Source organism: Neoaquamicrobium microcysteis, from assembly GCF_008180155.1.
Lineage (GTDB): Bacteria > Pseudomonadota > Alphaproteobacteria > Rhizobiales > Rhizobiaceae > Aerobium > Aerobium microcysteis.
The window spans coordinates 270,290-296,880 of record NZ_VSZS01000063.1; the positions used below are offsets into that span (position 1 = coordinate 270,290).

26 protein-coding genes are annotated in these 26,591 nt (G+C 64.2%); 18 read left to right on the plus strand and 8 right to left on the minus strand.

The window, feature by feature from the left end; translation table 11 throughout:
* Positions 1-5: 5 nt before the first annotated feature.
* Both FY036_RS13295 and FY036_RS13300 read right to left on the minus strand, forming a co-directional pair.
* Positions 6-755, minus strand: a complete 750-nt coding sequence (locus FY036_RS13295) for an SDR family oxidoreductase (protein WP_148915212.1) — start codon at positions 753-755, stop codon at positions 6-8.
* Between the two features lie 38 nt (positions 756-793).
* Positions 794-2,269, minus strand: a complete 1,476-nt coding sequence (locus FY036_RS13300) for an aldehyde dehydrogenase family protein (protein WP_148915213.1) — start codon at positions 2,267-2,269, stop codon at positions 794-796.
* 211 nt (positions 2,270-2,480) lie between these two features.
* Between FY036_RS13300 and zwf the strand changes: the two genes are divergently transcribed.
* Genes zwf through edd form a run of 3 tightly spaced genes read left to right on the plus strand, consistent with a single transcriptional unit; the run spans position 2,481 to position 6,487 of the window.
* The gene (gene zwf / locus FY036_RS13305; protein WP_148915214.1) at positions 2,481-3,950 is read left to right on the plus strand and encodes a glucose-6-phosphate dehydrogenase; all 1,470 of its coding nucleotides are present in this window, start codon (positions 2,481-2,483) and stop codon (positions 3,948-3,950) included.
* 5 nt (positions 3,951-3,955) lie between these two features.
* Positions 3,956-4,654: a 6-phosphogluconolactonase gene (gene pgl / locus FY036_RS13310; RefSeq protein WP_148915215.1), complete on the plus strand. Its 699-nt coding sequence runs from the start codon at positions 3,956-3,958 to the stop codon at positions 4,652-4,654.
* A 12-nt stretch (positions 4,655-4,666) separates the two neighbouring features.
* Positions 4,667-6,487 carry a phosphogluconate dehydratase gene (edd, locus tag FY036_RS13315; protein WP_148915216.1) on the plus strand — a complete coding sequence of 607 codons (1,821 nt, stop codon included), beginning with the start codon at positions 4,667-4,669 and terminating at the stop codon, positions 6,485-6,487.
* A gap of 18 nt (positions 6,488-6,505) precedes the next feature.
* On the opposite strand, the gene FY036_RS13320 is transcribed toward edd, so the two are convergent.
* Positions 6,506-8,164 (minus strand): vWA domain-containing protein, encoded by a 1,659-nt coding sequence (locus FY036_RS13320; protein ID WP_148915217.1) that lies wholly within the window; start codon positions 8,162-8,164, stop codon positions 6,506-6,508.
* Between the two features lie 222 nt (positions 8,165-8,386).
* Between FY036_RS13320 and FY036_RS13325 the strand changes: the two genes are divergently transcribed.
* Positions 8,387-8,590: a hypothetical protein gene (locus tag FY036_RS13325; protein WP_148915218.1), complete on the plus strand. Its 204-nt coding sequence runs from the start codon at positions 8,387-8,389 to the stop codon at positions 8,588-8,590.
* A gap of 47 nt (positions 8,591-8,637) precedes the next feature.
* On the opposite strand, the gene FY036_RS13330 is transcribed toward FY036_RS13325, so the two are convergent.
* The 3 genes from FY036_RS13330 to FY036_RS13340 form a co-directional block, all read right to left on the minus strand.
* Entirely contained in the window at positions 8,638-9,600 is a 963-nt protein-coding gene (locus tag FY036_RS13330) for a GlxA family transcriptional regulator (RefSeq protein ID WP_148915219.1), read from the minus strand.
* Positions 9,601-9,642: 42 nt separating this feature from the next.
* Positions 9,643-10,539 carry a bifunctional methylenetetrahydrofolate dehydrogenase/methenyltetrahydrofolate cyclohydrolase gene (locus tag FY036_RS13335; RefSeq protein WP_148915220.1) on the minus strand — a complete coding sequence of 299 codons (897 nt, stop codon included), beginning with the start codon at positions 10,537-10,539 and terminating at the stop codon, positions 9,643-9,645.
* 115 nt (positions 10,540-10,654) lie between these two features.
* Positions 10,655-12,913, minus strand: coding sequence for a GumC family protein (locus FY036_RS13340; protein ID WP_148915221.1), 2,259 nt, complete (start codon positions 12,911-12,913; stop codon positions 10,655-10,657).
* Between the two features lie 219 nt (positions 12,914-13,132).
* On the opposite strand from FY036_RS13340, the gene proC reads away from it, so the two are divergent.
* On the plus strand, positions 13,133-13,945 hold the full coding sequence (gene proC, locus FY036_RS13345) for a pyrroline-5-carboxylate reductase (RefSeq protein ID WP_148915222.1): 813 nt from the start codon (positions 13,133-13,135) through the stop codon (positions 13,943-13,945).
* A 73-nt stretch (positions 13,946-14,018) separates the two neighbouring features.
* A complete protein-coding gene (locus tag FY036_RS13350) occupies positions 14,019-14,909 on the plus strand; it encodes a methyl-accepting chemotaxis protein (protein WP_148915223.1) in 891 nt (296 codons plus the stop codon).
* A 6-nt stretch (positions 14,910-14,915) separates the two neighbouring features.
* On the opposite strand, the gene FY036_RS13355 is transcribed toward FY036_RS13350, so the two are convergent.
* Complete coding sequence (locus FY036_RS13355) at positions 14,916-15,791, minus strand: MurR/RpiR family transcriptional regulator (protein ID WP_148915224.1); 876 nt, start codon at positions 15,789-15,791, stop codon at positions 14,916-14,918.
* A gap of 164 nt (positions 15,792-15,955) precedes the next feature.
* Between FY036_RS13355 and FY036_RS13360 the strand changes: the two genes are divergently transcribed.
* From FY036_RS13360 to FY036_RS13405, 10 genes are all read left to right on the plus strand, one after another.
* The gene (locus tag FY036_RS13360) at positions 15,956-16,747 is read left to right on the plus strand and encodes an N-formylglutamate amidohydrolase (protein WP_148915225.1); all 792 of its coding nucleotides are present in this window, start codon (positions 15,956-15,958) and stop codon (positions 16,745-16,747) included.
* Positions 16,732-17,244: a TRAP transporter small permease subunit gene (locus FY036_RS13365; RefSeq protein WP_148915226.1), complete on the plus strand. Its 513-nt coding sequence runs from the start codon at positions 16,732-16,734 to the stop codon at positions 17,242-17,244. Before FY036_RS13360 ends, FY036_RS13365 begins: the two co-directional genes overlap by 16 nt.
* Positions 17,241-18,566: a TRAP transporter large permease gene (locus FY036_RS13370; protein WP_148915227.1), complete on the plus strand. Its 1,326-nt coding sequence runs from the start codon at positions 17,241-17,243 to the stop codon at positions 18,564-18,566. The genes FY036_RS13365 and FY036_RS13370 overlap by 4 nt, the downstream gene beginning before the upstream one ends.
* A 105-nt stretch (positions 18,567-18,671) precedes the next feature.
* On the plus strand, positions 18,672-19,739 hold the full coding sequence (locus FY036_RS13375; RefSeq protein WP_148915228.1) for a TRAP transporter substrate-binding protein: 1,068 nt from the start codon (positions 18,672-18,674) through the stop codon (positions 19,737-19,739).
* A gap of 166 nt (positions 19,740-19,905) precedes the next feature.
* Positions 19,906-20,934 carry a LacI family DNA-binding transcriptional regulator gene (locus FY036_RS13380; protein ID WP_148915229.1) on the plus strand — a complete coding sequence of 343 codons (1,029 nt, stop codon included), beginning with the start codon at positions 19,906-19,908 and terminating at the stop codon, positions 20,932-20,934.
* A 95-nt stretch (positions 20,935-21,029) separates the two neighbouring features.
* Positions 21,030-21,701 carry an amino acid ABC transporter permease gene (locus FY036_RS13385; protein WP_148915230.1) on the plus strand — a complete coding sequence of 224 codons (672 nt, stop codon included), beginning with the start codon at positions 21,030-21,032 and terminating at the stop codon, positions 21,699-21,701.
* A gap of 9 nt (positions 21,702-21,710) precedes the next feature.
* On the plus strand, positions 21,711-22,367 hold the full coding sequence (locus FY036_RS13390; protein ID WP_148915231.1) for an amino acid ABC transporter permease: 657 nt from the start codon (positions 21,711-21,713) through the stop codon (positions 22,365-22,367).
* A gap of 34 nt (positions 22,368-22,401) precedes the next feature.
* Positions 22,402-23,202, plus strand: coding sequence for a transporter substrate-binding domain-containing protein (locus FY036_RS13395; protein ID WP_148915232.1), 801 nt, complete (start codon positions 22,402-22,404; stop codon positions 23,200-23,202).
* Between the two features lie 18 nt (positions 23,203-23,220).
* A complete protein-coding gene (locus FY036_RS13400) occupies positions 23,221-23,997 on the plus strand; it encodes an amino acid ABC transporter ATP-binding protein (protein ID WP_148915233.1) in 777 nt (258 codons plus the stop codon).
* A 10-nt stretch (positions 23,998-24,007) separates the two neighbouring features.
* Positions 24,008-24,334, plus strand: a complete 327-nt coding sequence (locus tag FY036_RS13405; RefSeq protein ID WP_148915234.1) for a hypothetical protein — start codon at positions 24,008-24,010, stop codon at positions 24,332-24,334.
* A gap of 107 nt (positions 24,335-24,441) precedes the next feature.
* On the opposite strand, the gene FY036_RS13410 is transcribed toward FY036_RS13405, so the two are convergent.
* Positions 24,442-24,738 carry a hypothetical protein gene (locus FY036_RS13410; protein ID WP_148915235.1) on the minus strand — a complete coding sequence of 99 codons (297 nt, stop codon included), beginning with the start codon at positions 24,736-24,738 and terminating at the stop codon, positions 24,442-24,444.
* 202 nt (positions 24,739-24,940) lie between these two features.
* Between FY036_RS13410 and FY036_RS23940 the strand changes: the two genes are divergently transcribed.
* Both FY036_RS23940 and FY036_RS13415 read left to right on the plus strand, forming a co-directional pair.
* Complete coding sequence (locus tag FY036_RS23940) at positions 24,941-25,102, plus strand: Thivi_2564 family membrane protein (protein ID WP_201744755.1); 162 nt, start codon at positions 24,941-24,943, stop codon at positions 25,100-25,102.
* A 303-nt stretch (positions 25,103-25,405) separates the two neighbouring features.
* A complete protein-coding gene (locus FY036_RS13415; RefSeq protein ID WP_148915236.1) occupies positions 25,406-26,590 on the plus strand; it encodes a tyrosine-type recombinase/integrase in 1,185 nt (394 codons plus the stop codon).
* Position 26,591: the final 1 nt, after the last annotated feature.

Sequence of the window (26,591 nt, forward strand, 5' to 3'; positions counted from 1 at the left end):
TAGCCTCAGATACAGCGGCCGCCATCCACCTCCAGCGCCACGCCCGTGATGAAAGCAGCCTCGTCGGAGGCCAGCCACAGGGCTGCATTGGCGATGTCGAGCGGCGTCGACAGGCGGCCAAGCGGGATCGACGCGCGGAACTTCGCGCGAAGCTCGGGCGTGTCCTCGCCCATGAACTGGGCCAGCATGCCGGTCTCGCCCGCCACGGGACACAGGCAGTTTACGCGAACGTTCTTGGGCGCAAGCTCGACCGCCATCGACTTGGTGGCGCTGATGGCCCAGCCTTTGGACGCATTGTACCAGGTAAGGCCTGGACGCGGGCGCAAGCCGGCGGTCGACGCTGTGGTGATGATCGAGCCACCGCCCTGCTTTTCCATGATCGGCACCACGGCGAGCGTGGCGTAGTAGATCGCCTTCATGTTCACGGCCGTGATGAGGTCGAACGTCTCCTCGCTCACCTGAAGCAGGTCGCCGTTGCGGTGCGTGTAGCCGGCATTGTTGACCATGATGTCGATGCGACCGAACGCATCCATCGCGGTCTTGACCATCTCGTCGATCTCGGACTTCTGCGAAACGTCGGTCTGGACTGCTACGGCGGCGTCGCCGATCTCGCGAGCGACGCGCTCGGCGCCCTTCACGTTGAGGTCGGCGACGACGATCTTCGCACCCTCCTCGGCAAAGCGCTTTGCCATGCCCTCACCGAAGCCGGATGCGGCGCCGGTGATGATTGCGACCTTGTTTTCCAGACGTGCCATTGAAGTTCCTTCTTTCATTCGATCTGCGTGGGCGCGATTTACCCGTGATTGAAGACTACTGTCTTGGTCGCAGACATGTCGTACAGCGCCTCGAACCCCTTTTCGCGGCCGTGGCCGGACTTCTTGAACCCGCCGAACGGAAGCTCGATGCCGCCGCCCGCGCCATAGCCGTTGACGAAGACCTGCCCTGCCCTCACGCGCTTGGCCATGCGGTGCTGGCGTGCACCGTCCTTCGTCCAGATGCCGGCGACGAGGCCGAACTCGGTACCGTTCGCCAGCCGGACAGCTTCCTCTTCGCCCTCGAACGGGAAGAGCGTCAATACCGGGCCGAACACTTCCTCTTGCGCGACCACAGCCTGCGGATCGACCGAGCCGAGCAGCACGGGCGGCTGATAGTACCCGCCTGCCGGCGCATCGGGATGCACGCTGCCCTCGGCCAGAACCGAGACGCCCGCCTCCCTTGCGGCAGCGACCATGGCGGCCACACGGTCGCGCTGCTTTTCATTGATGAGCGGCCCAAGGTCGAGGTCGGCGTCGTGCGGGCCGGCGACGAGCTTGGAAAAGCGCTCGGCCAGTCCGGCGGCGATGCGTTCGTAAAGCGGCCTCTCGATCAGCACGCGGCTGCCGGCGGAACAGGTCTGGCCGCCATTCTGGATGATGGCGTTGACCAGCACAGGCAGAGCCGCCTCCACATCCGCATCGGCAAAGACGATTTGGGGCGACTTGCCGCCAAGCTCCATCGTCACGCCGCGATTGTTGACGGCGGCCGCCTGCTGGATGGCCGTTCCCGTCATCGGCGAGCCGGTGAAAGTGACGTAGTCGACGAGCGGATGCGACGAGAGTGCAGCGCCCGCGTCACGCCCGTAGCCGGTGATGACGTTGAACACACCCTCGGGAATGCCAGCCTCGAGCGAGAGCTGGGCGATGCGGATGGTGCTGAGCGAGGCGTCTTCAGCCGGCTTCACGACCAGCGTATTGCCCATGGCAAGGGCTGCGCCCGCGACACGCGCGAGGATCTGCATCGGGTAGTTCCACGGAATGATGCCAGCCACGACACCGTGCGGCTCGCGCAGAGTGAGCGCCGTGTAGCCATCGAGGAACGGGATGGTGTCGCCGTGAATCTTGTCGCCCGCGCCGCCGTAGAACTCGTAGTAGCGCATGGTTGCCGTGACGTCGGCCTTTCCCTGCCGGGCCGGCTTGCCGGTGTCGCGCGATTCGAGCGCCGCGAGTTCATCGCCATGCTTCTCGACCAGATGGAAAAGGCGCGTCAGGCAGCGTCCGCGTTCGACCGCAGGCATATGGCTCCACGGCCCTTCGTGGAACGCCTTGTGCGCAGACCTGACCGCCCGGTCCACATCCGCGGCGTTGGAGGCAGGGATGGAGGAGAAGACCTTGCCGTCAGAGGGAGAGGCAACGTCGATGCGCTCGCCCGAAAGCGAATCGGCGGGCTTGCCGTCGATCAGGTTCATGAAGGCCGAGCCTTCCGCAACGGTGCGTGAAAGGGGGGTGCCCATGGTCGCATTCTCCATCGTTCGGGATCGCGCCGTCCTAACTTCTTGAAAGGGCGGGCGCGATGGACCAGTTTTGTGTCGTGACAAACCCAACACGCCAGATGGTGTCAAGCGAGAGCGACATGACGACACAAGCCGATATCGGCTATGGCCATTTTAAATCGATTAGACTATATCCATCTCGCAGTTGCGAATGGCAGGATTCCAAGGCAGCATGACCAGCCAGATCATACCCGTCGATCCCTTCGACTTCATCATTTTCGGCGGCACCGGCGACCTTGCCGAGCGCAAGCTCCTGCCGGCGCTCTACCAGCGCCAAATGGCGGGACAGTTCTCCGAACCCACCCGCATCATCGGCGCGTCGCGTTCCGCGCTTTCGGATGACGAGTATCGCGATTTTGCGCGCAAGGCGATCATCGAGCATGTGAAGGCCGAAGAGATCGACGAAGGAGAGCTCGACAGGTTCGTAGCCCGGCTTTCCTACGTGCCTGTCGATGCCAAAACGGGCGACGGTTTCGAGACGCTGAAGGAGATGGTGGGCGACAGCACGGCCATCCGGGCCTTCTATCTGGCCGTCGCGCCGGGCCTTTTCGGAGACATCGCCTCGAACCTCGCCAAGCACGGGCTGAACGAGGGCGATCCGCGCATCGTCGTTGAAAAGCCTATCGGCCGCGACCTGGCCTCGGCGCGCGAACTCAACGACGCGATCGGCTGCGTCTTCGATGAGCACCAAATCTTCCGCATCGACCACTATCTCGGCAAGGAGACGGTGCAGAACCTGATGGCGCTGCGGTTCGCCAACGCGCTGTATGAGCCGCTCTGGAACTCGGCCCATATCGACCACGTGCAGATCACGGTGGCCGAGACGGTGGGGCTGGAGGACCGCGTCAGCTATTACGACAAGGCCGGCGCTCTGCGCGACATGGTGCAGAACCATATGCTGCAGCTTCTGTGCCTGATGGCGATGGAGCCGCCTTCGTCGATGGATGCCGACGCGGTTCGCGACGAGAAGCTGAAAATCCTGCGCTCGCTCAAGCGCATCAACGGCAACGAGGCGCCGAAACTCACAGTGCGCGGCCAGTACAAGGCAGGCGCATCGGCGGGCGGCGCGGTAAAGGGCTATGCCGAGGAACTTGGCAAGGACAGCGACACGGAGACGTTCGTCGCCATCAAGGCCGAGATCGCAAACTGGCGGTGGGCGGGCGTGCCGTTCTATCTGCGCACCGGCAAGCGGCTGGCGGAGCGCGTCTCGGAAATATGCATCCAGTTCAAGCCGGTGCCGCATTCGATCTTCGACGAGAGCGCAGGCGTCATAACCGCCAACCAGCTCGTTATCCGCCTGCAGCCCGACGAGGGGGTCAAGCAGTGGATCATGATCAAGGACCCCGGCCCCGGCGGCATGCGACTGCGCCAGATCCCGCTGGACATGAGCTTCGCCGATACGTTCGAGGTGCGCAATCCCGACGCCTATGAGCGGCTCATCATGGATGTCGTGCGCGGCAACCAGACCCTGTTCATGCGCCGCGACGAGGTGGAAGCCGCGTGGCAGTGGATCGACCCGATCCAAGCCTCGTGGGCCGAGAACCGGCATACCGTGCAGGGCTACACCGCCGGCACCTGGGGGCCGTCGTCGTCGATCGCGCTGATCGAGCGCGACGGGCGGACCTGGCACGAGAGCATGTAGGCGTGATGAACGCATCTCCAGACTGGCATTCCTTTCCGTCTTCCGAAGCGCTGGCCGAGGCGCTTGCCGCCAAGGTCGCCGATGTCCTCGAATCCGGCCTCGCCGAGCGCGGCAGCGCGACGCTTGCGGTGTCGGGCGGGTCCACGCCTGCGCGGTTCTTCGATGAACTGTCGAAGAGGCAGCTCGACTGGAAGAATGTCGTCGTCACGCTGGTGGACGAGCGCTTCGTGCCGCCTACGTCTGACCGTTCCAACGAGAGGCTGGTGCGCGAGCGGCTGCTGCAGAACGAAGCGCGGCTGGCGCGCTTCCTGCCGCTCTACAGCGATGCCGCGTCCCCCGACGAAGCTGCGGGGCTTGCCGATACCGGGCTGGCCTTGCTGGGCCCGACGCTCGACGCCGTCGTACTTGGCATGGGGACGGATGGACACACCGCATCGTTCTTTCCGGATGCGGCCAATCTCGACGCGCTTCTCGACACCGAGCAGCCACGCCGCGTCGTTGCAGCACACGCGCCTTCTGCCGGAGAGCCGCGCCTGACACTGACGCTGCCCGTCCTCACTGGCGCCCGCTTTCTGGCGCTGCATATCGAAGGACAGGAAAAGAAGGCCGTGCTCGAAGCGGCACTCGCACCCGATGGCGACAAGCCCGTGAGCGCGATCTTCCGACATGCAACCAGATCCGTTCCCGTCTACTGGGCCGGATAAAGGACGCACAACATGACAGCCAGAGCCGAAATCGAAGCCATCACCGCACGCATCGTCGAACGCTCGAAGCCGACACGGGAGGCCTATCTGGCGCGCGTCGACGCAGCGATCTCATCGGGGCCTCACCGCACGGTGCTTTCCTGCGGCAACCTCGCCCATGGGTTCGCGGCATGCGGACCGGTGGACAAGGCGCTGCTGGCGGCGGACCGTGCGGCAAATCTGGGCATCATCACGTCGTACAACGACATGCTTTCAGCCCATCAGCCGTTCGAGACGTATCCGGCGATCATCAAGCAGGCAGCAGCCGAGGCCGGCGGCGTGGCGCAGGTTGCGGGCGGCGTCCCGGCCATGTGCGATGGCGTCACGCAGGGCCAGCCGGGGATGGAGCTGTCGCTGTTTTCGCGCGACGTGATCGCCATGTCGGCCGCCGTGGGGCTGTCGCACAATATGTTCGACGCGGCCGTCTATCTCGGCGTTTGTGACAAGATCGTGCCCGGGCTGGTGATGGCGGCCCTGACGTTCGGTCACCTGCCGGCAATCTTCATCCCCGCAGGTCCGATGACATCCGGGTTGCCAAACGACGAGAAGGCCAGGGTTCGCCAGCTCTATGCCGAAGGCAAGGTCGGGCGCGCCGAGCTACTGGAGGCGGAAGCGAAATCCTATCACGGGCCGGGCACCTGCACCTTCTACGGCACGGCCAACTCGAACCAGATGTTGATGGAGATCATGGGCCTGCATACGCCTGGCGCATCCTTCATCAACCCAAACACGCCGTTGCGCGACGCCCTGACGCGCGAGGCCGCCAAGCGCGCGCTCGCCATCACCGCGCTGGGCAACGAGTTCACGCCGGTGGGCCGCATGATCGACGAGCGCTCCTTCGTCAACGGCGTGGTCGGGCTCAACGCTACCGGCGGCTCGACCAACCATACCATCCACCTGATCGCGATGGCGGCCGCAGCCGGCATCAGGCTGACGTGGCAGGATATCTCCGACATCTCGGATGTCACCCCGCTGCTGGCACGGGTCTATCCGAACGGCCTTGCGGACGTGAACCACTTCCACGCAGCCGGCGGGATGGGCTTCCTGATCCGCGAACTGCTCGACGCCGGCTATCTGCACGAGGATGTGCGCACGGTATGGGGCGAAGGCCTGCGCCCCTACGCGATCGAGCCGCATCTGGCCGACAACGGCTCCGTCTCCCGCTCGCCGGCAGCCGAGCGAAGCGGCGACGACCAGGTGTTGACCACGGCCTCAAAGGTTTTCCAGCCGACCGGCGGCCTGAAAGTGCTCAAGGGAAATGTTGGCGCGGCGATCATCAAGGTTTCGGCCGTGAAGCCGGAGAACCGGGTGATCGAGGCGCCGGCGCGCGTATTTCACAGCCAGGAGGAGCTGAACGCCGCGTTCAAGGCCGGCGAACTGGATCGCGACTTCATCGCAGTGGTGCGCTTTCAGGGCCCCAAGGCCAACGGCATGCCCGAGCTTCACCGCCTGACGACGGTGCTGGGCATCCTGCAGGATCGCGGCCGCAAGGTGGCACTCGTGACCGACGGGCGCATGTCTGGTGCTTCCGGTAAGGTGCCTGCCGCGATCCACGTCACGCCCGAGGCGCTCGACGGCGGCATGATCGGACGGATCGAAGATGGCGATGTCGTTCGCCTAGACGCGGAGGCTGGCACACTTGAGGTCAAGGTCGGCGACGGCGTCCTTGCCAGCCGCGCGCCGGCGCAGCCAGACCTTTCCGACAATGATTTCGGCATGGGACGCGAGCTTTTCGCAGGCATGCGCATGCTGGCGCAGAGAGCCGAGAACGGCGCGGCAGCTTTTGGCGGCTGAGCGGGCACGCCAACGTGGCTATTGCACGGAAATTTCCGTTCGCTCGCCCGCCTTCACGGTAGCGGTGCCTTCGGCCTGGCCGCCGTCGTTCGGAAGGCGGCGGACGACGACATAGTCGCCGGCGGGCACCGTCAGTTGATACGCCTCGCCATACTGGTAGCCGATGCTGGCGCGGTTGCCCTGGATGTTCCTGGCGGCGCCAAACACCTCGATGAAATCGGCCCCCGGCGCAGCGATGGCCAGAACGCCGGCGTTGAGGACGACGTTGGCCTCGATGCGTTCGCCGACCTCGACCGTGAACGGCACTTCGGCCGAGGCCTTGTCCATCCTTGCGAACGCAACATAGTCGCCGGGAGGGACATCGTATTCCGTACCGGGTCCATAGCCGTAGGCCATGCTCTCACGGCTGCCGTCCAGTCTCTTGGCCGCCTTGAATATTTCAACGTAGAGCCCGCCCTCCTCCACCGCCATGCCGTCCACATATGACGCGTTGAGAACCGCGCGACCGACGCCGACGATGATATCCTTCTCGACCGTTTCACCAGCGGCGAGAGCGATCGTCTCGGTCACGGAGCCCTCGCCGATCTCGACAGTGACGACCTGGTCACCGGCGGGGAAGACGTCGTTGGCCACACCGTAGTAGACGCCTTCGCCTTCGCCCGGATGATCCACGAGCGTCGAAGCACCCTCCGGCACTTCAGCACCTTCCTGCGGGCGGGGACGCACGATCAGCCGGCCGGCATTCAGCACGAAATGAGGCTCGGCTACCGCATCGGCTGCGACCTCGACAGGTTGCTCGACCTGCGCTCGGCCGAGCCTAGCCACCATCACGTATTCGCCCTGCTCAAGCGTACCGCGCCAGCGGCCATACTCGGTCGTGACATGCTCGCCACGCGACCCATCCGGTGAGGCGCGATAGACCTCGTAGGCGTTGCCGGCGCTGTCTTCGAGATCGTCGGTATCTTCCGAAAGCGCGACCGTGGGAACGATGTTGAACGCTGCGACGGGTTCGGGTTCGGGCTGCGGTTCGGGCTGCGGTTCGGGCTCCGGTTCCGGCGACGCCTCGGCCACCACGGTTCGCGTCAGCGCGTCGGCAAGTCCGCCGGCATCGTTCGCCTGGATGTAGCGGCCGCCGGTGTTGTCCGCGAGGCAGGCAACCTGCCGGCCCTCCTCACGCGAGAGGCCGAAGCCGACGACATGGGCCGTGAAATCCACGCCGGACTGCTCGAGCTCGTTGGCGAGCGCACAGGGATCGGCATCGCAGGTCTCGATGCCATCGGTGATGAGGATGACCGTGGCCTTTTCCTCGATGAAGCGGAGCGTCTCGGCCGCTTGCTTGACGGCCTGGGACAGCGGCGTCTTGCCCAGAAACCGCATGGCATCGGCAGCATCGGCGATGGCCGCGCCCGTGCCGGCTGCCGGGTCCACGACCAGTTCTATGTCGGAACACATGCCCTTCTGCCGGTGGCCGTACGCAATCAGGCCGAGTTCGAGATCGGCAGGGACGGCGCCCAGAACCGTGCGCAGCGTCTCCCGCGCGATCTCCAGCTTTGGCTTGCCGTCGATCTGGCCCCACATGGAGCCCGACCCGTCCAGCACGATAATCGCGCGGTCAGCTGTCGACACAGTCGCCGAAGCCAGAAGCAGCGACGCCGCCATCAAACCCGCTAAACGCATAGCTCCCCCAACGCCTTAAATTGACGTAGCGGAAGCTAGACGAGCGCCACGTTTCTGGCAAGGCGGCGGCGTCGGCGACCGTGACAGCCGTGGAACGAAATCGCAGCATCGCCGTTTTCTCGCCCAAGGGACGCCAATCAAAAACCATCGGCCGGTGCCGGCGGTGCAAACACCGCCGTGAAAACGGCGCGGGCATCCAACGGATTGTAAAAGGAGAGAAAGATGTCGGATCGTGGTCCTACGGTTATCAATACAGGCGGTGGCGGCGGTGGCGGCGGCTGGGCAGTCGCCATCATTCTGGCGGTCGTGCTGGTCGTCGGCGCGCTTTGGATTTTCGGTGGCCTCAACCTAGGCGGCGCAGACCGCAATATCGACGTTACGCTGGACGTGCCGGACGTGACGATCGAGCAGCCGGCGGGCAACTAACGCATCTGGTGACGCATCTGGCGGGTGGCGGAAACGCCGCCCGCCAATCAATAGGTGGTTCGCCGTTCCTCGCTCGGTGGTCGACCGAACAGCAGGCGATAGCTCTGCGCGAAATAGGAATGCGAGGTGAAGCCGGTCGCGATGGCGACATCGAGGATCGGCAGATTGGTTTGGCGCAGCAGTTCTCGCGCGCGTTCGAGACGAAGGCGCATGTAATATCGGCCAGGCGTCATGTTGAGGTGGCGCAGGAAAAGCCGCTCGACCTGCCGGACCGACAGTCCCGCCGCCTTGGCGAGTTGGACCGCCGAATATGGCTCGTCGAGATTGTCGGCCATGAGCTCCACGATTTTCCGCAACTTCTCGGACTTGCCCGAAAGGTCGCGCTCCGGCCCGACGCGCTGGCGGTCGCCGGCCGAACGGATGCGCTCGTGCTGGAACTGGTTGGCAACCTCGTTGGCCAGGTTCTGGCCGAAGTCGGAACGAACGATCTCCAGCATGAGGTCGATCGAGGTGGTGCCGCCCGCGCAGGTGTAACGCTTGCGGTCGATCTCGAACACGTTGCCGGTGCATTCTATCTCGGGGAACCGCTCCTTGAAGCCAGCCTTGTTTTCCCAGTGGATAGTGCAGCGATGGCCTTCAAGCTGGCCTGCCTCGGCAAGCAGATAGGAGCCGACGGACAGCCCGCCCAGCGCACCCCCTCGCCTGCCCAGCGATCGCAGCGCGCCAAGCACCTTGGACTTACCTGGAAACTCGTAGGAAAGCCCGGCGCAGACGAACAGGATATCGACCGTGGGCAAGTCTGTGATCGCATAATCGATCTTGATGGGAAGGCCGTTCGACGCCATGACCGCGTCGCCATCGGCCGAAACCGTGGTCCAGCCGTAGAAATCGCGGCCGAGCAGCCGATTGGCCGAGCGCACGGTGTCGATCGCTGCGGCCAGCGAGAACATCGAGAACTTGTCCACCAGCAGGAAAGCGAACTGGCGGCCGGATGAGGACGTGTCGGACATGACCGGCGTTCTACAGGCTGAGGGTCGCGGCGAAAAGCGGTTCTAGAATCTGGGAGGCTCGACACCCGCCGCGCGGCAGGCCGAAACCAGCGTGTTCGCCATCAGCATGGCAATCGTCATCGGGCCGACGCCTCCCGGCACCGGCGTGATCGAGCCGGCGTTTTCGGCAGCCTCGGCAAAGGCGACATCGCCGACGAGGCGTGTCTTGCCCTCACCCTTCTCCGGCGCGGGGATACGGTTGATCCCGACGTCGATGACGGTCGCGCCCTGCTTGACCCAATCGCCCTTCACCATCTCGGGCCGGCCTACGGCGGCCACGAGGATATCGGCCGTGCGGCAAAGCGCCGGCAAATCCTTCGTGCGCGAATGCGCGATCGTGACGGTGCAGTTGGCTGCAAGAAGCAGGTTCGCCATCGGCTTGCCGACAATGTTGGAGCGGCCGACGACCACGGCGGTGAGCCCCGAAAGATCGCGTCCGCGCACCCGCTCGATCAGCAGCATCGAGCCGGCCGGCGTGCAGGGGACGAAAGCGCTGTCCACCTCGCCCGTGCCGAGCCTGCCGACATTGACGAAGGTGAAGCCATCGACGTCCTTGTCGGGCTCGATGGTCTGGATGATCGCGCCAGAGTCGATGTGGGCCGGCAGTGGGAGCTGGACCAGAATGCCGTGGATGGCGGGATCGACATTGAGCTGCTCGATCAAAGCGACGAGGTCAGCCTGCGAGGTGCCCCCGGCCAGAGTGTGCTGCACCGAATGGAAGCCGCATTCTTTCGCCTTCCTCGACTTGGACGCGACATAGACCTGGCTTGCCGGATCCTCGCCGACGATGACCACGGCAAGGCCGGGCTTCACGCCATGAGCGGCCAAGTCCTTCGCCGTGGCTGCAACGGTAGCGACCACGTCTTCGGCAATTTTCTTCCCGTCGATGATCTCGGCCATGATTCTCCCCGCATGCTTCGGCGTTCGCATCGCATTCTGGCGATTTCGACGCAAGGCGATCCCGTCTTTGCGTCGTTCGATGCCGTAAACCCGAAAGCGGGCAGGGCGAGAGCGCTCAGGTGCCGTAGCGGCGGCGAGCCGGGCGGCTGTCTGCGAAATCCTCGATAGCGTCGCGGAATTCGCGCAGGCTCTGGCGTATCTCCTGGATAGCCGCATCCGTGCTGTCGTCGATATATGCGTCCTGATCGAACGCTTCGTCTGCGGCATGGCGCGCTGCGGGAGGCGGCGGCGCGTAGGCGGGCTGTTGCGGCGCGTACGCGGCCGGATGGGCCGGATATGCGGGCGGTGCGCTGTAGTAATGCTGCGCTGGCGGCGCGTAGGGCGGCGGCGCATAATATTGCGGCGGCATCGGATGGTAGGAAGCGTGCCACCCCGGAGCGGGCATCATGGGGGCCTGAGGATGCCATGCCGCCGGATGCGGAGCGGCCGGCCCACCACCTGCGGGCATCGGCGGAACCGGCTGTGCGTGGGCAGGGTGGCCCTGCATCTGCTGCTGCGGATAGAGGTGGGGCGCCTGTGCCGGCGCGGCCTGATCCGTGGCGGGCTGATAGTAGTAGGGCGGGTAGGAGTTCATGTCCTTCACCTCTTGGGCTGCGCGGAGGTCGTCCGGTTCGATGCGGGGATCGTATGTTTCGGTTTTGCGAGCAGAAACGGTCTGGGTGGACTCCAGCGCGGTTTCCTTCACGCCGTCGCGTTCTCGTGCCCTGCGCCAGCCTGCAAGGCCGAGCCCGGCAAGAAGTCCGGCCAGACCGCCGGCGACCGAGAAGCCGGGCAGAGACGGTCCGGTCGCCTGCAAGGGCGGCTCGGCGCGCGAGATGAGGCTGGCACCTCCGGCTGCCGATGCCTGACCGCCGGTCTGCGCGGCGCGCAGCGACTGTTCGTAGACGGATCGCCTGGCGTCGGCCTCGCGCTGCAATTCGCGCAGCGCGACCATCTCGCCGCCGATATCGCCCTGGCGTTCCTTCATCTGCGCAAGCTGGGACGCCAGTTCCTGCTCCTGCCGCACTGCGCGTGTCAGCTCCGTCTGAAGTGCCGAGGCTATCCGGCGCAGTTCGCCGGCGATCTCCTGCCTAGCCCCTTCCAGCTCGGCCTCCGCGGCGAGCAGCTCGGGATGACGCGGACCCAGCTTAACCGCAGAGCGGTCCGCCTGCTGCTTGGCGTCGGCATAGCGGGCGCGCAGCTCGGTCAACGTCGGCGAGGCGTATTGCTCGGGCAGCGAGCCGGTGACGATCGAGTCGACATTGGCGTCACGCGTGGACGCAGCGCGGGCGTTGAGTTCGACGGTGCGTGCCTGAGCGGCCGACAGCCGCTCGCCAAGCCGCACGATCTCGTCGTCGGTGATGAGCCGGCCCTGTGCATCGACGAGGCCGTTCTGGGCCTTGTAAGCCTCGATGGCGCGCTCGGCTTCCTCGACGCCGGCGCGCAGGTCGGCCAGTCGACTGGTCATTTCGCCTGCGCTGCCCGCAGCATTGCCTGCATCGGCCAGGAAAAGCTCGGAGATGGTGTTGGCGACCAGCGCCGACTTCTGCGGATCGCCCGTGCTGGCAGTGACCGCGATGACGGAAGACCCGCCGACACGGTTGGCCTGGACGGCTTTGTCGAGAGTATCGACGGCGTGGCGGCGCCGACGCTCCATCACGCTGGCACCGTCGCCGGCAACGAGATCGCCCAGCCCGGCGATCGTGCCGCCAAGGCCGAAGGGACCGGTTGCCTCGCCGTTGAATTCGGGGTCTGCTGTCAGGTTGAGGCGTTCGACCGCGGCATTGAGCATTGTGCCGGAGCGGAGCACCCGGAGCTGGTTATCGACCAGCGCGAAGGCCGCTTCGGAGGAGAGCGCCGAACCGGCACTGCCGGACTGGGCAGCCTGCGGGTCGATCAGCATTTCGCTTCTGGCGACATAGGCCTTCGGCCATGCCAGCGCGAGACCCGCGCCCACGACCGCGCCGGAAAGAGTGAGGCCAATGACTGTGCGCGCGGCGCTATGCTTGCGTTGAGGCGGGACGACGGCTTCGGTCTCGACCTGCTCGGTTCGGTACACTTCCGCCTCTTCGCGAACGTCATGTGCGAGCGACTGGGCGTGTGCATCGGCCGCGTCATTTTCTGTCGCGCGGGCGGTGCGGCCGAACAGGAGATCGCGCAGACGCCGGCGCGGCTCGTACAAAGGCGCGGCTTCGACCCTCAACTCTTCTTCTGCGTCGGGATGGCGCAAAGGCGTGTCAAGCTGCTGGCTCGACCTCGCTTCGCGCAACGCACGCGCCCTCGCATGGCGCAGCGCCGGATCGTCGTCCGGCCTTATCGCCAGAAGCGACGACATGCGGCTCTGCCTGAGATCTTGTCTGGAAGCGGACATTCGAAGTCCTGCAAAAGTTGCGTGCGCGATCGTTAAGGCAACCTAAACAGGGATGGGAAACAAAAGGTTAATATTGGCGGGGCCGGAGACGTGCGCGCGGTTGTATTGAACATTCATCGCGCAGGCCCTACACCGCCCGTCAGACAACGGCGCGGATGCCGGAAAAGCTGCTTGGAGAGACCAATGCCGGTAAAGGTGGTACTCGTCGGATGCGGGAACATGGGCTACGCGATGCTTGCGGGCTGGCTGGCTTCAGGCCGGCTTGCGCCGCAGGACGTGCTGGTGGTGGAGCCGACGGATGTGCTGCGTGAGCGTGCCGCCACGCTGGGCGTGGATGCGGTTGCGGATGCAGGTGCCATTGCCGAGGATGTGCAGCCACGCCTGGTGATCTTCGCGGTCAAGCCGCAGGTCATCCTAGACATCGTGCCGCACTATGCCCGCTTCGGAGGAACGGCGACCTATCTGAGCGTTGCCGCTGGCACGCCGATAGCCGCCTTCGAGCGCGCGCTGGGAAACAGCGCAGCCGTGATCCGGTGCATGCCGAACACGCCGGCGGCGATCGGCAAGGGCATGATGGTGGTCGTCGCCAATACGCATGTCGGCGAGGAGACGAGCGCATTCGTGCGCGACCTGCTTGCCGCCAGCGGCGAGGTCGCGACAATCGATGACGAGGCGCTGATGGACGCGGTGACGGCCGTTTCCGGTTCCGGCCCAGCCTATGTATTCCATTTCATCGAATGCCTGACGGCGGCAGCGCAAAAGGCAGGCCTGCCGGCCGATACGGCCAAGTTGCTGGCCATGCAGACCGTGCATGGCGCAGCCTCGCTGGCTGCCGAAAGCAGCGATGAGCCGGGCGAACTGCGCCGGCAGGTGACCAGCCCGAACGGCACCACGGCCGCCGCACTTTCAGTGCTGATGGGCGAGAACAGGCTCGAAAATCTGGTTTCCGAAGCCGTCGAGGCGGCCCGGGTACGCTCGGTCGAACTGGGCAAGTAGGCGCGCTCCTGCCCCGTGCAAGCTTGCAGCGCTAGGGTGCGCTGATCGAGCGATTGCGGGATTTCGCACGCAAATGAAAGAGCTTGCCAGCAAAAGGTCGGGAGCCGGGCTATCTCCCGCCGCCAGAACAGCTGTCGCAGCCGCGCTTGCTAGCGCGGCGACGGCCTGCTGCGTCATCGTGCTGTGGAGCCTTCTGCCCGCCACGCCAACCTCCCCTGCCCTCGTCTTCCTGCCGCTGATGCTGATGCCGCTGGTCATCGCGGGCGTTGTATGGGCTACGGCGCGGCGAGCGATAGAAGGGAGCCTGGATCCCGCGATCGAAGCCCTCTCCCGCCTTGCCGCGCACGATTTCGTACCTTCGCGCAAGTCGGCTGCAACGGCAGAGACGGCACGGCTGATGCTGGCGGTCGAGGACTGCCGCGCAGCGCTGGAAGAACGGCACCGCGCGACGAAGGTGCACTCGGCTGTGGCACGGCTTATGGGAGCAGGCATTTCGAGTCTCTCGAAGGGCGACTTCTCGGCCCGCATCTCGCTGGAACTGCCGGAGCCGTACCGTGCATTCCGCGACGAGTTCAACACGGCGATGGAAGACTTGCAGACACGTTTCAACAGGCTCGACGGTGCCGGCGAGCGGTTGCAACGGCACCGTCAGGAGATCGATGAAGCCGCCGGGCAACTGATGCGCCGGGCAAGCAAGCTGGCCGAGCGCGTAGACGCCGAACTCCTCGCGATGGAAGCGCACAGTGTCGACGAGGCATTGCGCATGGCCAAGCACCTGATAGGCGGCGTGGCCGTCGCCGCACAGCGCAATGTGGAGGCGAGCAGGACTTTCGCGACGCTGGCTGAGCGCATCGGCAACGAGGCTGGACGGCTCTTGCCGGCGGGCGATGATGGAACCATGCAAGGGGAAGCGGCGGCCATGCCGGCGGCGACAATGCCGGCGCGGATCAGCTCTGCGGCTTAGACCGGATCAGACGAATTTCCGGAACATCCGGGTCTGGTCGAACAAGTCCTCCAGCGATTTCATGCGCGCACGGGTCTCCTCCCAGTTCTCGTCCTGCACGGCGGCGATGATGGCCTCCACGATGAACAGCGTGACGACCGAAGAGTCCCATGCCGACGGGGCCTCGATGCGGGCGTGGAACGAATGCGTCGCAAGCTTTGCCGCCGGCGAACCCCACTGGTCCGTGAAAAGGACCAGCAGAACGCCCTTGGCGCGAGCCATCTCGGCAAGGCGCAGCATCTCCTGCTCGTAGCGGCGCACGTCGAAGGCCACGAGCACGTCGCCCTCGCGCATTTCCAGCACGTAGTGCGGCCATGTGTTGGCGTTGGAGGCAACCTGAACGACGCCGCCGCGGATCACCTGCATGTGGGTGAAGAAATATTCAGCAAGCGACCGTGTGATGCGGCCGCCCACCATGTGCACAGTGCGGGAGGGATCGGAAAGCAGCGCCACGACTGCATTGAACGTCTCGGGCGATAGCTGACGCAGGGTTTGGCGCAGGTTTTCCATCACCTGATCGGCGAAGCGGTTGAGGATATGAGTGTCGGGCGCGCTGGCCGCCCACCGGTCGTGCTTGGCGATGGGATTGGAAATCGTCGCCTCCAGCTCGCCACGCAGCGCCGCCTGCATTTCGGGGAAACCGGCGAAGCCCAGCTTCTTGGCCATGCGAACGACTGTGGGCGTCGATACGCCCGAGACCTGTGCGACAGCGGTGATGGAATCGAGCCCCAGCACCGGGTAGTTGGCCAGCATCGCATTGGCCAGTTGCCGCTCGGCACGGGTCAGCTCCTCGAAGCCGGAACGCATGCGTTCGGCGACCGTAAGGTCTTGCGAAATGTCCATCGCCTCGCTCCCCTCCGGCTTGGCAAGCCAGCTTGTGAATAGAATGCACCATCGTGATCGCGATGGAAGAGAAAGTTTCAGAATCCGCCTTGACTGTCACCCATCGTCTGAAATGATGGTCTCGTGTCGTTGGGGAAGCTGTGCGGGGTTTCGGTGGCGTGGGCATGAACGGAGCGCACGAAAAGGCATCGCCGGTCCACCTCGAAAACGAGGCTGGCGCAGGTGCCTTCCTCATCGTTTGCGAACACGCATCCAATGCCATTCCCGCCGAATATGGAACGCTCGGGCTCGACAGCGAAGCGCTGCAAAGCCACATCGCATGGGACCCCGGTGCGCTGCCCGTCGCGCGGGCGATGTCCGCAATGCTGGACGCTCCGCTGGTGGCGCAGCGCTTTTCACGTCTGCTCTATGACTGCAACCGCCCGCCTCATGAGGCAAGCGCGGTGCCTGCGGTCAGCGAAATCCATCGCGTGCCGGGCAACGAGGGGCTGGACGACGATGCACGCCGGAAGCGGGCGGAGCGCTTCTACCATCCGTTTCGCGCGGCGCTGGCCGATGCCATAGACGCGAGACCGGCTCCACCTGCCATCGTCACAATCCACTCTTTCACGCCGGTCTACCATGGCGTCTCACGCACGGTCGAAATCGGCATCCTGCACGATGAAGATTCGCGTCTGGCCGACGCCGTACTGTCGGCGGCAGGCGACGGCGACGGGCATGTCGTGCGTCGCAACGAGCCATACGGACCGCAGGACGGCGTTACCCACACGCTGCGCGAGCACGCGCTGCCACGCGGCCTGCTGAACGTGATGATCGAGATACGCAACGACCTGATCGGTGACGCGGGGAGCCAGATGGCGATGTCTGAGCGGCTTGCCGGCTGGCTGAACGGCGCGCTGGCGGCGATGAGAGCCGGCGCGAGCGGAAAGGAGGCGGCCACTTGGGCAAGACGGTGAAGCTCTACGTGCACTGGGTGGACACGTTCAACCGCTGGGTCGGGCGGTTCGCGATGCGGCTCATCTTCGTGATGGCCGCGATCATGCTCTACGCCATCTTCTCGCGCCTGTTTCTGGGCCGGCCCGTCAACTGGGTGATGGAGATGTCGCAGTTCCTGCTCGTCTCCTACTACCTGCTGGGCGGGGCCTATTCCATGCAACTCGACGCGCATGTGCGCATGGACCTGTTCTACGGCAGGCTTTCGGCGAAAAAACGAGCCGTGACCGACGCCTTCACCATCCTGTTCGTGATCTTCTATCTGGGCGTTCTGGCGTGGGGCGGCTTCTCGTCCACCGAATATGCCTGGAGCTACAACCAGAAGAACTACACCTCCTGGGCGCCGCCGATGTGGCCGGTCAAGGCCATCATGACCTTCGGCATCATCCTGATGCTGCTGCAGGCGATATCCGCATTCTTCAAGGACGTCGCGATTGCGCGCGGAAGGCCGATCGCATGAGTTCGGAATTCATCACGCTATTCATGTTCGCGTCTATGCTGCTGCTGATGGCGACCGGCCAGCGTGTGTTCGGCGTGATCGGCTTCGTGGGCGCGGTGGCGGCGCTGTGGCTGTGGGGCAAAGGCTCGGCCGAGCTGCCCTTCAACGCGTCCATCCAGGTGATGAACTGGTTTCCGCTCATCACCGTGCCGTTCTTCGTGTTCATGGGCTACATGCTCTCGGAGTCGGGCATCGCCTCCAACCTGTACCGCATGTTCCATGTCTGGTTCGGCGGGCTGCGCGGCGGGCTGGCGCTGGGCACCATGGGGCTGATGGTGCTGATTTCCTGCATGAACGGGCTGTCGGTCGCGGGCATGGCCATTGGCGCGACGGTGGCCCTGCCGCAGCTTCTGGCGCGCGGCTACGACAAGCGCATGGTGACGGGCGTGATCCAGGGCGGGTCGTCGCTGGGCATCCTTCTGCCGCCGAGCATCGTGCTGGTTCTCTACGCGATGATCGCAAGACAGCCGGTTCTGCAGCTGTGGCTGGCAGGCATCGTGCCGGGGCTGCTGATGGCAACTCTTTTCACCGTCTATATCTGGTGGCGCTGCCATCGAAACCCCGAGCTCGGCCCCGCCATTCCCGCCGAGGAACTGGCTGCGATTCCGCGCGCTGAAAAGCTGAAGCTGCTGACGGCCGGTCTTTTGCCGCTGGGCATCTTCGGCGCGATCATGGGCTTGTTCATGACCGGCGTGACGAGCCTGGTGGAAAGCTCGGTCATGGGTGCGGTGCTGGCCACGCTGGCAGCGCTGGTGACCGGAAGACTTAACCGAACGGTTCTCGAGGAGACCACGCGCAAGTCGCTTGCCGTGTCGTGCATGTTTCTTTGGATCATACTCGGCGCGCTGTGCTTCTCGGCCGTCTATGACGGGCTCGGCGCGGTGCGCGCGATCGAGGCTCTGCTGCTGAACACATGGGATCTGGGGCCTTGGGAAATCCTCATCATGATGATGGCATCGTTCATCATCCTGGGAATTTTTCTCGACGACACGGCCATGCTGGTGATCGTCGCGCCGCTGTACATACCGCTGGTGCGCAGCCTCGGCTTCGATCCGATCTGGTTCGGCGTGCTCTACACGATCACCTGCCAGATTGCGTACATCACGCCGCCTTTCGGCTACAACCTCTTTCTGATGCGGGCCATGGCGCCGCCGGAAATCTCGCTGGGCGACATCTACCGTTCGATCTGGCCGTTCTTCTTCCTGATGATCGCGACCATGGTTCTCATCATGATCTTTCCGCAGATCGCACTGTGGCTGCCCAATCTCTATTCGGGCCGATAGGGGACGATCGCGCAAAAACACGACAACGAAACAAAAGGCGGCAACGGGGAAACGATCCGGCGACGAGGGCGGAAACAGACGAGCAATCGCAATGGGAGAACGGAAATGAGCACCAAAGGCATTATCAACAAACGCGACTTCCTGAAGAAAGCGGGCCTGACGACGGCCGGCGCAGTGGGCGCCACGACGCTCGCGGCACCTTATGTCAAAGCGCAGGCGCCGATCCGCTGGCGGCTGCAGACCTACGCCGGCGCATCGCTGGCCGAGCACGTGATCAAGCCGTCGATCGACGCCTTCAACAAGGCGGCAAACGGCGAGATGGTGATCGACCTCTACACCGCCGACCAGCTCGTGCCGCAGGGCGAGCTTTTCCGCGCCGTGCAGCAGGGCACCATCGATGCCGCGCAGTCGGACGACGACTCAATGGCATCTCCGGTGGACGTGTCGATCTTCGGCGCATACTTCCCCTTCGCCTCGCGCTACGGCCTCGACGTGCCTGTGCTGTGGGAGTGGTACGGGCTCAAGGAAATCTGGGAAGAAGCCTATGCCGAGGTTCCGGGCGTGACCTGGCTTTCGGCAGGCGCGTGGGACCCCTGCAACTTCGTCACGACAAAGCCGATCCGCAGCCTTGAAGACCTGAGGGGCCTGCGCGTGTTCACCTTCCCGACGGGCGGACGCTTCCTCGAGCGGTTCGGCGTGGTGCCGGTGACGCTGCCTTGGGAGGATATCGAAGTCGCGATCCAGACCGGCGAGCTCGACGGCGTGGCGTGGTGCGGCGCGACCGAGACTTATACGGTGGGCTGGGCGGACATCAACCAGTACTACCTTACCAACAACATCAACGGTGCGTGGGCCGGCTCCTATTTCGTCAACAGCGAGCGGTGGGAAGAACTGCCTGAGCACCTGAAGACGATCTACAAGCTGTGCATCGATTCCTCGCATTACTACCGCCAGCACTGGTACTGGTGGGGGGAGGCACACTATCGCACCACCGGCGGCAAGCTGGAGCTGACCACGATCCCAGAGGACGAGTGGAAGCAGGTCGAGGACGAGGCGATGAAATTCTGGGACGAGGTGGCCGCAGGCGGCGGGCGCAACGCCAAGGTGGTTGAAATCCTCAAGAAGTATCAGGAGACGATGCGCGGGGCCGGCGCCCCCTATCGCTACAGCTGACACGATCCGGCGTCTGCCGGACTTAAGATTGCAAACGCCCCGGAAGCTTTTCCGGGGCGTTTTTGCATGGGCGTGCCGGGAAACCCTTTACGGCAACAGATAGTGCCACTATCGTGTTTAGATCGATCCAAATCGGAGGAGGCGCTGGCATGCGAAGCAGCCGGGCATGAAACGGATCACCCTTCTGGACGTGGCCAGCCACGCCGGCGTTTCGCGCGCGACGGCATCGCTGGTCGTTCGCGACAGCCCGCTGGTCGGGGCTGCGACGCGCGCGAAGGTCGAGGCGGCCATGGCCGAACTCGGCTATGTCTACAATCTCGGCGCGGCGCGAATGCGCGCGGCGCGAAGCCGAACCGCCGGCGTCATAATCCCCAACCTCACCAACCCGTTCTTCGCCGTGCTGCTGGCCGGCATCGAGAGCGCGCTGGAGACTGCCGGCCTCGCCGTCATTCTCGCCAACTCCAACGAGAGCGCGGCCAAGCAGGACGGTTTCGTCAACCGAATGCGCGAACATGGCGTCGACGGCCTCATCGTCTGTCCTGCGGAAGGCACCGAGCAACGCTTCGTGGACGACGCGCGCAGATGGGGCATGCCGCTGGTGCAGACCTTGCGCTTCCTGCCCGGAACCTCGGCCGACTATGCCGGGATGGACCCGGCGGCCGGCATGCGCGAAGCGGTGCAATGCCTGTTCGACTTCGGCCACCGCCGCATCGGCTACATCGCTGCGGACACCCTCCACTCGGCTCATACGGAGCGGCTAGCGAGCTTTCACGATGCGATGGCGGCCAGCGGACTGGATCCGCTTTTCGTCCGCCAGATTGAATCCACCCACCACACCGCACGCATGGCTGCGCCCGAGATCATGAACCGTCCGGCGCGCCCGACCGCCCTGATCTGCCATAACGACGTACTGGGGCTGGGCCTGCATCGCGGCCTCTCGGACCTCGGCGTCATGCCCGGCCGCGACGTATCACTGGTCGGCTTCGACAATGTCGCGGAAGCGGATCTGGTGCGCCCAGGCCTCGCCTCGGTCGCGACCGAGCCGTTCAAGGTCGGCGAGATGGCCGCCCGGCTGCTCCTGCGCAGGATCGAACGCCCCGACGCGGAAGTCCTGCATGAAACGGAGCCCACATATTTCGTCCAGCGCGGTTCGTGCGGGCCGGTGCGGTCAACGGTCTCGGCGGTAGAGGCTTGACCCGTCGGGCCTTATCATTTAGATCGATCTAAACGCACGGAGGAAGAAGGTGCGCTGCCGCGTCGTCCCCAAATGATGCGGACGGGAGGTATGCCTTGGGTTATCAGCTGAACTTCGCGCCGGTTTTCAGGAATTTCGACCAGCTGCTCGCGGGAGCGCTGGTGACGATCCAGCTTTCGTTCGGTGCCATGGTGCTGGGCACGATCGTCGCGATCGCCTGCGCCATCGGCAAGACAGCCGGACCGCGACCGCTTCGCTGGCTGATCGACGCCTATATCGAGATCATCCGCAACACGCCGTTCCTGATCCAAATCTTCTTCATCTTCTTCGCCCTGCCCGCTCTGGGCATCCGGCTGTCGCCGAACGTGGCGGCGCTGACGGCGCTGACGGTCAATGTCGGAGCCTACGCCACCGAGATCATCCGCGCCGGCATCGAGTCCATCAACCGTGGACAGGTTGAGGCCGGCTATGCGCTGGGGCTGAAGCGCTGGCAAATCTTCCGCTACATCATCATCAAGCCGGCGCTGCGCACGATCTACCCGGCACTGACCAGTCAGTTCATCTATCTCATGCTGACCTCGAGCGTGGTCTCCGTCATCTCGGCGACCGATCTGGCCGCGGCCGGCAACAACATCCAGTCGCAGACCTTTGCCGCCTTCGAGGTCTATCTAGTGATTACCGGAATGTATCTGGTGCTGGCGCTGGGGTTTTCGGCCCTGTTCTCCGCGGTGCAGCGCTATGCGTTCAACTACCCGTTGGCGCGATAGGAGAGCGGCATGATCCGACCTTTCGGCATCAACGAATTCTGGTTCATCGTCATGGCGGTGCAGTGGACGCTGGCGCTTTCAGCGGTGGCGTTTGCGGGCGGCGCGCTGGGCGGGCTCGCGGTCGCGCTGGCGCGGGTATCGCCCATTGCGCCGCTGCGCTATGCGGCGCTCGGCTTCATCCGGCTGTTTCAGGGGACGCCGCTGCTGATGCAGCTCTTCCTCGTCTTCTTCGGGCTCAACATCTTCGGGTCGGGCATCAACCCGTGGCTGGCAGCGGCCATCGCGCTGACACTGCATGCCAGCGCATTTCTGGGCGAAATCTGGCGCGGCTGCATCGAGGCGGTGCCTCGGGGCCAGACCGAGGCCGCGTGGGCGCTGGGCCTGCGCTATTACGACCGCATGAAATCCATCGTGCTTCCGCAGGCCGCCAAGATCGCCGTGGCACCCACGGTCGGTTTTCTGGTCCAGCTGATCAAGGGCACCTCGCTTGCCTCGATCATCGGCTTTGTGGAACTGACACGCGCGGGCCAGATCATCAACAACGCGACCTTCGACCCCTTCACCGTGTTCGGGCTGGTCGCCGTGCTTTACTTCATTCTTTGCTGGCCGCTGTCGATCCTCGCGCGCCGCATGGAGACCCGCTTCGCCGTGGCGACACGGCGTTGAAGAATTAACGGAAGGTAACAGGGAAGGAACCGATATGAGCATAGTCAAGAAACTTGCGGGGCTGGCACTGGGCGCAGCCATGGTGGCAGGCGCCACGTTCTCCACTGCCTCGGCCCAGACGGTCGACGAAATCAAGCAGCGCGGTAGCGTGAACATCGGCCTGCTGGTCGATTTTCCGCCGTTCGGCATCATCAACGAGCAGGGTCAGCCGGACGGCTACGACGCCGACGTGGCGAAGCTTCTGGCCGAAGATTTCGGCGTGACGCTGAACCTCGTGCCGGTGACCGGCCCGAACCGCATTCCCTATCTGCTGTCGAACCAGGTGGACATTCTCGTCGCCTCGCTGGGCGTGACGCCCGAGCGCGCCGAGCAGGTCGACTTCTCCGAACCCTATGCAGGCATCGAAATCTTCGTGTTCGGCGACACCGGTACGGAAGTGGCCGAGGCAGCGGACCTTGCCGGCAAGAATGTCGGCGTGGCGCGCGCGTCCACGCAGGACACCTCCATCACCGAGATCGCGCCGGAAGGCACGAATATCCAGCGTTTCGATGACGACGCGTCGGCAGTGCAGGCGCTGCTGTCGGGCCAGGTTCCGCTGATGGGCGCATCCAACGTGGTGATCTCGCAGATCGAGGCCGCCGCGCCCGGTCGCTTCGACACCAAGTTCTCGCTGCGCCGCCAGAGCCAGGGCATCGCGACCCGCCCCGGCCAGACGGAACTGATGGAAGCGATCAATGATTTCCTCGCACGCAAGAAGGAAAGCGGTGAGCTCAACGCCCTGCACGAGCAGTGGGTTGGCGGTCCGCTTCCCGAGTTCGTGGTGGAAGGCGAGTAATCTGAAGGAGTAGCGGGCATGTCAGTGACGAACGCGACCGACAGGGCGGCAGACGCCGGCATGCCCGCCGTAAGAATGGAGGGCGTGGACAAGTGGTATAGCACATTCCACGCCCTCAAGAATATCGACCTCGAAGTTGCACGCGGCGAGAAGATCGTCGTGTGCGGCCCCTCGGGCTCGGGCAAATCGACGCTCATCCGATGCGTCAACCAGCTTGAAGAGGTGCAAAAAGGCCGCATCTTCGTCGAAGGCATCGAGCTGACCGCCGGGCCAAAGAATGTGGAGCAAATCCGCCGCGACGTCGGCATGGTGTTCCAGCAGTTCAACCTGTTTCCGCACATGACCGTTCTGGAAAACTGCACGCTTGCGCCCATGCGCGTGCGGGGCGTGTCGAAGGCAGAAGCGGAAGAGACGGCGCGCAAGTTCCTGACACGCGTGCGCATTCCCGAGCAGGCCGACAAGTATCCCGCCCAACTCTCGGGCGGCCAGCAGCAGCGGGTGGCCATCGCTCGGGCGCTGTGCATGAACCCGAAGATCATGCTGTTCGACGAGCCGACTTCGGCTCTCGACCCCGAGATGGTCAAGGAAGTGCTCGACACCATGATCGACCTTGCCACCGAGGGGATGACGATGATGGTCGTGACGCACGAGATGGGCTTTGCGCGCAAGGTTGCCGACCGGGTCATCTTCATGGATCAGGGCGAGATCGTCGAGGTAGCAGAGCCTGAAGAGTTCTTCTCGAACCCGAAGCAGGAGCGTACGCGCACCTTCCTCGGACAAATCTCGCACGCATAGAAGAACCGCAATGATCGTCAGGCAGGCCTTCTTCGAGGGCGCGATTCATGCCGGCCGCGAAGCCGAATTCCGCGCCTTCGTGGAGCAGCGGCTGATGCCGCTGTGGCGGCTTTTTCCCGGTGCACGCGAGGTGCGCGTGCTGTTTTCCGTGACACGTGACGAGGGCGCCCCGCCCTTCGTCCTGTCGCTGGCGATGACGTTCGACGACGAGGCAGCGCTGGCGGCCGCCCTGGAAGCCCCTGTGCGCTTCGAAAGCCGCGCCCTTACCGCCGAGTTGATGAAGATGTTCGACGGCCACATCCACCATCACGTGTTCGAACTGCAGCAGGCAGCGTAGCGGCGGCAAGACCGATCTGAGCCGGCCCGCCGAATCGTCAGTCCCAAAATAGAAAACCCCGCCGGCAAAAGCCGACGGGGCCTAACCCTCCCGGGCGCTTCAGTCGCTTACTGGTACGTCGTCACTTCCGAACAGAGAGCGGTGGCGTCCGTGCCACGGTTGGCTTCCTGCTCGCACTGCTGCTGCAGCGCGGCCCTCTCGTCCTCGCCGAGCGCGTCGTAGGCGGCACGCATTTCCTCGACAGGACGCAAGGTGGCCATCGTGTCGTCTGTGTAGAAGGTGCCGACCATTGCGGGGTCGGAGAAATAGTCGGGGCTTGCGCCGCTGCCGCCGTCGGTCTGCTGGGCAAAGGCGGAGCCGGCAAACGCGGCACAAAAGGCCGCTGCAATGAGAGTGCGTTTCATCCCTGGGTTCCTCTTCTGGTTTGTACGATCGAGTTCTGACGATCGAGGAACCAACGTATGGTTGTCGAATATTGTTCCGGCCGGGTTCTTCACAATTCGAAGCCGTGCTCGTGCAGCCTGAATGCAGGCTTTCGGAGCGTTTGTTCTGGAACCTTGTGGTCAGACGCGAGTTATCGAGCCACTGCAACTGAGGGGATATACCATGAGCGTTTTGATTAGCTTGCTGATTACCTTTCTCGTCATCGTCCTGGTGCTCTATCTGATCGGCATGCTGCCGATCGACGGAAGGGCGAAGCAGATCGCGAGGATCGTCGTCATCATCATCGGCGTCGTTTCGTTGCTGCGCTATCTCGCCGTATTCTAGGCGCTGCTCTACCAATATTGCGCGTACGCGACGACACCTGCAGCGTGCGGGTGTCGGTTGCGGCGCGCGAGACGCGACGAAGATACAAATCGGAAGTCTTTGGATTGATGGTGCCCAGAGGCTGCATCCCTTTGTAATATCAGCGTTTTTCAACCTGTGTCACCTTGTCTCAAAGTGATTGAGACCGCTTGCCATTCCTCTTTCGGTCTGTTTCAGCTTTTCGCATCCGATTTCATCCAACCGCGCGCCTTAGGGTGGATTGGCGGGGGGATCGGAAGGGGTGGATCGAAAGGTTGATAAAGCATGCGAGCGATGCATCGTCTGAGTGCCCGCGCCGTCGCCACGCTCGGAGCTGGCAAATATGCAGACGGTGCCGGCCTCTGGCTTCACAAGCGCGAAGATGGTGGCGGGCAATGGGTGCTTCGCTACACGATCCACGGCCGACGCCGGGAGATGGGATTGGGCGCTGCAAGCGCCGTTTCGCTCAAAGAGGCGCGCGAGGCCGCAGAACGATGGCGCGCCATGGTGCGGGCCGACAAAGACCCAATCAAGGAACGCGAGCGCAAGCGCCGGGAGGATGCCCGCAACATCCATCTGCTTAAGGACATTGCCGACGACGCGTTCGAGGCGCGCAAGGCCGAGTTGAAAGGCGACGGCAAGTCTGGCCGATGGTTCACGCCGCTCGAGCTGCATATCCTGCCGAAGCTGGGCAAGGTGCCGGTTGCCGACATCGACCAGAAGGACATTCGCGACGCGCTCTCGCCTATCTGGCACACCAAGGCCGAGACGGCGCGCAAGGCGATGAACCGGCTGGGCATCTGCCTGAAGCATGCCGCCGCGCTCGGCCTCGATGTAGATCTACAGGCAACGGATAAGGCGCGCGCCCTGCTGGGCAGGCAGCGGCACAAGCCGGAGAACATTCCGGCGATGCCCTGGCGTGACGTGCCGGCGTTCTACAGCTCTCTCGGCGACGGTTCGGTCACGCATCTGGCCTTGCGCCTGCTGATCCTTACCGGCGTCCGCTCCGGCCCGCTGCGGCATGTCCGCGAAGACCAAATCGACGGCGATGTTTGGACTATCCCGGCCGAGGCGATGAAAGGTCGCAAGGATGCGACGGTGGATTTCAGGGTGCCGCTATCGGCGGCGGCGCTTACGGTGATCGACCAAGCGCGCCGACATGCACGCGAAGGCTTCCTGTTTCCCAGTGTGCGCCGGGGTGTCATCAGCGACATGACGATGAGCAACCACATGATGCGGGCGAAGATGGACTATCGGCCGCACGGTTTCCGCTCGTCGCTGCGCGACTGGATCGCGGAGATGACAGAGACGCCTTACGAGGTCGCGGAAACGGTGCTGGGGCATATCGTCGGCGGCTCGGTTGAGCGCGCGTATCGGCGCACGGACTATCTTGAACAGCGGCGGAAGGTGATGGAGGGGTGGAGCGACTGGGTTTGCGGGAAAGCTGTCACGGCCGATGACAGCATTTGAT

What these genes read in the sequence shown, in the direction of transcription:
- FY036_RS13340 (WP_148915221.1), bottom strand. Translation starts at nt 12,913, where the DNA reads ATGTCGTCGCTTCTGGCGATAAGGCCGGACGACGATCCGGCGCTGCGC.
- FY036_RS13395 (WP_148915232.1), top strand. Translation starts at nt 22,402, where the DNA reads ATGAGCATAGTCAAGAAACTTGCGGGGCTGGCACTGGGCGCAGCCATG.
- FY036_RS13320 (WP_148915217.1), bottom strand. Translation starts at nt 8,164, where the DNA reads ATGCGTTTAGCGGGTTTGATGGCGGCGTCGCTGCTTCTGGCTTCGGCG.
- FY036_RS13300 (WP_148915213.1), bottom strand. Translation starts at nt 2,269, where the DNA reads ATGGGCACCCCCCTTTCACGCACCGTTGCGGAAGGCTCGGCCTTCATG.
- FY036_RS13390 (WP_148915231.1), top strand. Translation starts at nt 21,711, where the DNA reads ATGATCCGACCTTTCGGCATCAACGAATTCTGGTTCATCGTCATGGCG.
- pgl (WP_148915215.1), top strand. Translation starts at nt 3,956, where the DNA reads ATGAACGCATCTCCAGACTGGCATTCCTTTCCGTCTTCCGAAGCGCTG.
- FY036_RS13360 (WP_148915225.1), top strand. Translation starts at nt 15,956, where the DNA reads ATGAACGGAGCGCACGAAAAGGCATCGCCGGTCCACCTCGAAAACGAG.
- FY036_RS13415 (WP_148915236.1), top strand. Translation starts at nt 25,406, where the DNA reads ATGCGAGCGATGCATCGTCTGAGTGCCCGCGCCGTCGCCACGCTCGGA.
- FY036_RS13380 (WP_148915229.1), top strand. Translation starts at nt 19,906, where the DNA reads ATGAAACGGATCACCCTTCTGGACGTGGCCAGCCACGCCGGCGTTTCG.
- FY036_RS13410 (WP_148915235.1), bottom strand. Translation starts at nt 24,738, where the DNA reads ATGAAACGCACTCTCATTGCAGCGGCCTTTTGTGCCGCGTTTGCCGGC.
- FY036_RS13295 (WP_148915212.1), bottom strand. Translation starts at nt 755, where the DNA reads ATGGCACGTCTGGAAAACAAGGTCGCAATCATCACCGGCGCCGCATCC.
- FY036_RS13350 (WP_148915223.1), top strand. Translation starts at nt 14,019, where the DNA reads ATGAAAGAGCTTGCCAGCAAAAGGTCGGGAGCCGGGCTATCTCCCGCC.
- FY036_RS13405 (WP_148915234.1), top strand. Translation starts at nt 24,008, where the DNA reads ATGATCGTCAGGCAGGCCTTCTTCGAGGGCGCGATTCATGCCGGCCGC.
- FY036_RS13330 (WP_148915219.1), bottom strand. Translation starts at nt 9,600, where the DNA reads ATGTCCGACACGTCCTCATCCGGCCGCCAGTTCGCTTTCCTGCTGGTG.
- FY036_RS13325 (WP_148915218.1), top strand. Translation starts at nt 8,387, where the DNA reads ATGTCGGATCGTGGTCCTACGGTTATCAATACAGGCGGTGGCGGCGGT.
- FY036_RS23940 (WP_201744755.1), top strand. Translation starts at nt 24,941, where the DNA reads ATGAGCGTTTTGATTAGCTTGCTGATTACCTTTCTCGTCATCGTCCTG.
- FY036_RS13335 (WP_148915220.1), bottom strand. Translation starts at nt 10,539, where the DNA reads ATGGCCGAGATCATCGACGGGAAGAAAATTGCCGAAGACGTGGTCGCT.
- edd (WP_148915216.1), top strand. Translation starts at nt 4,667, where the DNA reads ATGACAGCCAGAGCCGAAATCGAAGCCATCACCGCACGCATCGTCGAA.
- FY036_RS13355 (WP_148915224.1), bottom strand. Translation starts at nt 15,791, where the DNA reads ATGGACATTTCGCAAGACCTTACGGTCGCCGAACGCATGCGTTCCGGC.
- zwf (WP_148915214.1), top strand. Translation starts at nt 2,481, where the DNA reads ATGACCAGCCAGATCATACCCGTCGATCCCTTCGACTTCATCATTTTC.
- FY036_RS13375 (WP_148915228.1), top strand. Translation starts at nt 18,672, where the DNA reads ATGAGCACCAAAGGCATTATCAACAAACGCGACTTCCTGAAGAAAGCG.
- FY036_RS13370 (WP_148915227.1), top strand. Translation starts at nt 17,241, where the DNA reads ATGAGTTCGGAATTCATCACGCTATTCATGTTCGCGTCTATGCTGCTG.
- FY036_RS13400 (WP_148915233.1), top strand. Translation starts at nt 23,221, where the DNA reads ATGTCAGTGACGAACGCGACCGACAGGGCGGCAGACGCCGGCATGCCC.
- proC (WP_148915222.1), top strand. Translation starts at nt 13,133, where the DNA reads ATGCCGGTAAAGGTGGTACTCGTCGGATGCGGGAACATGGGCTACGCG.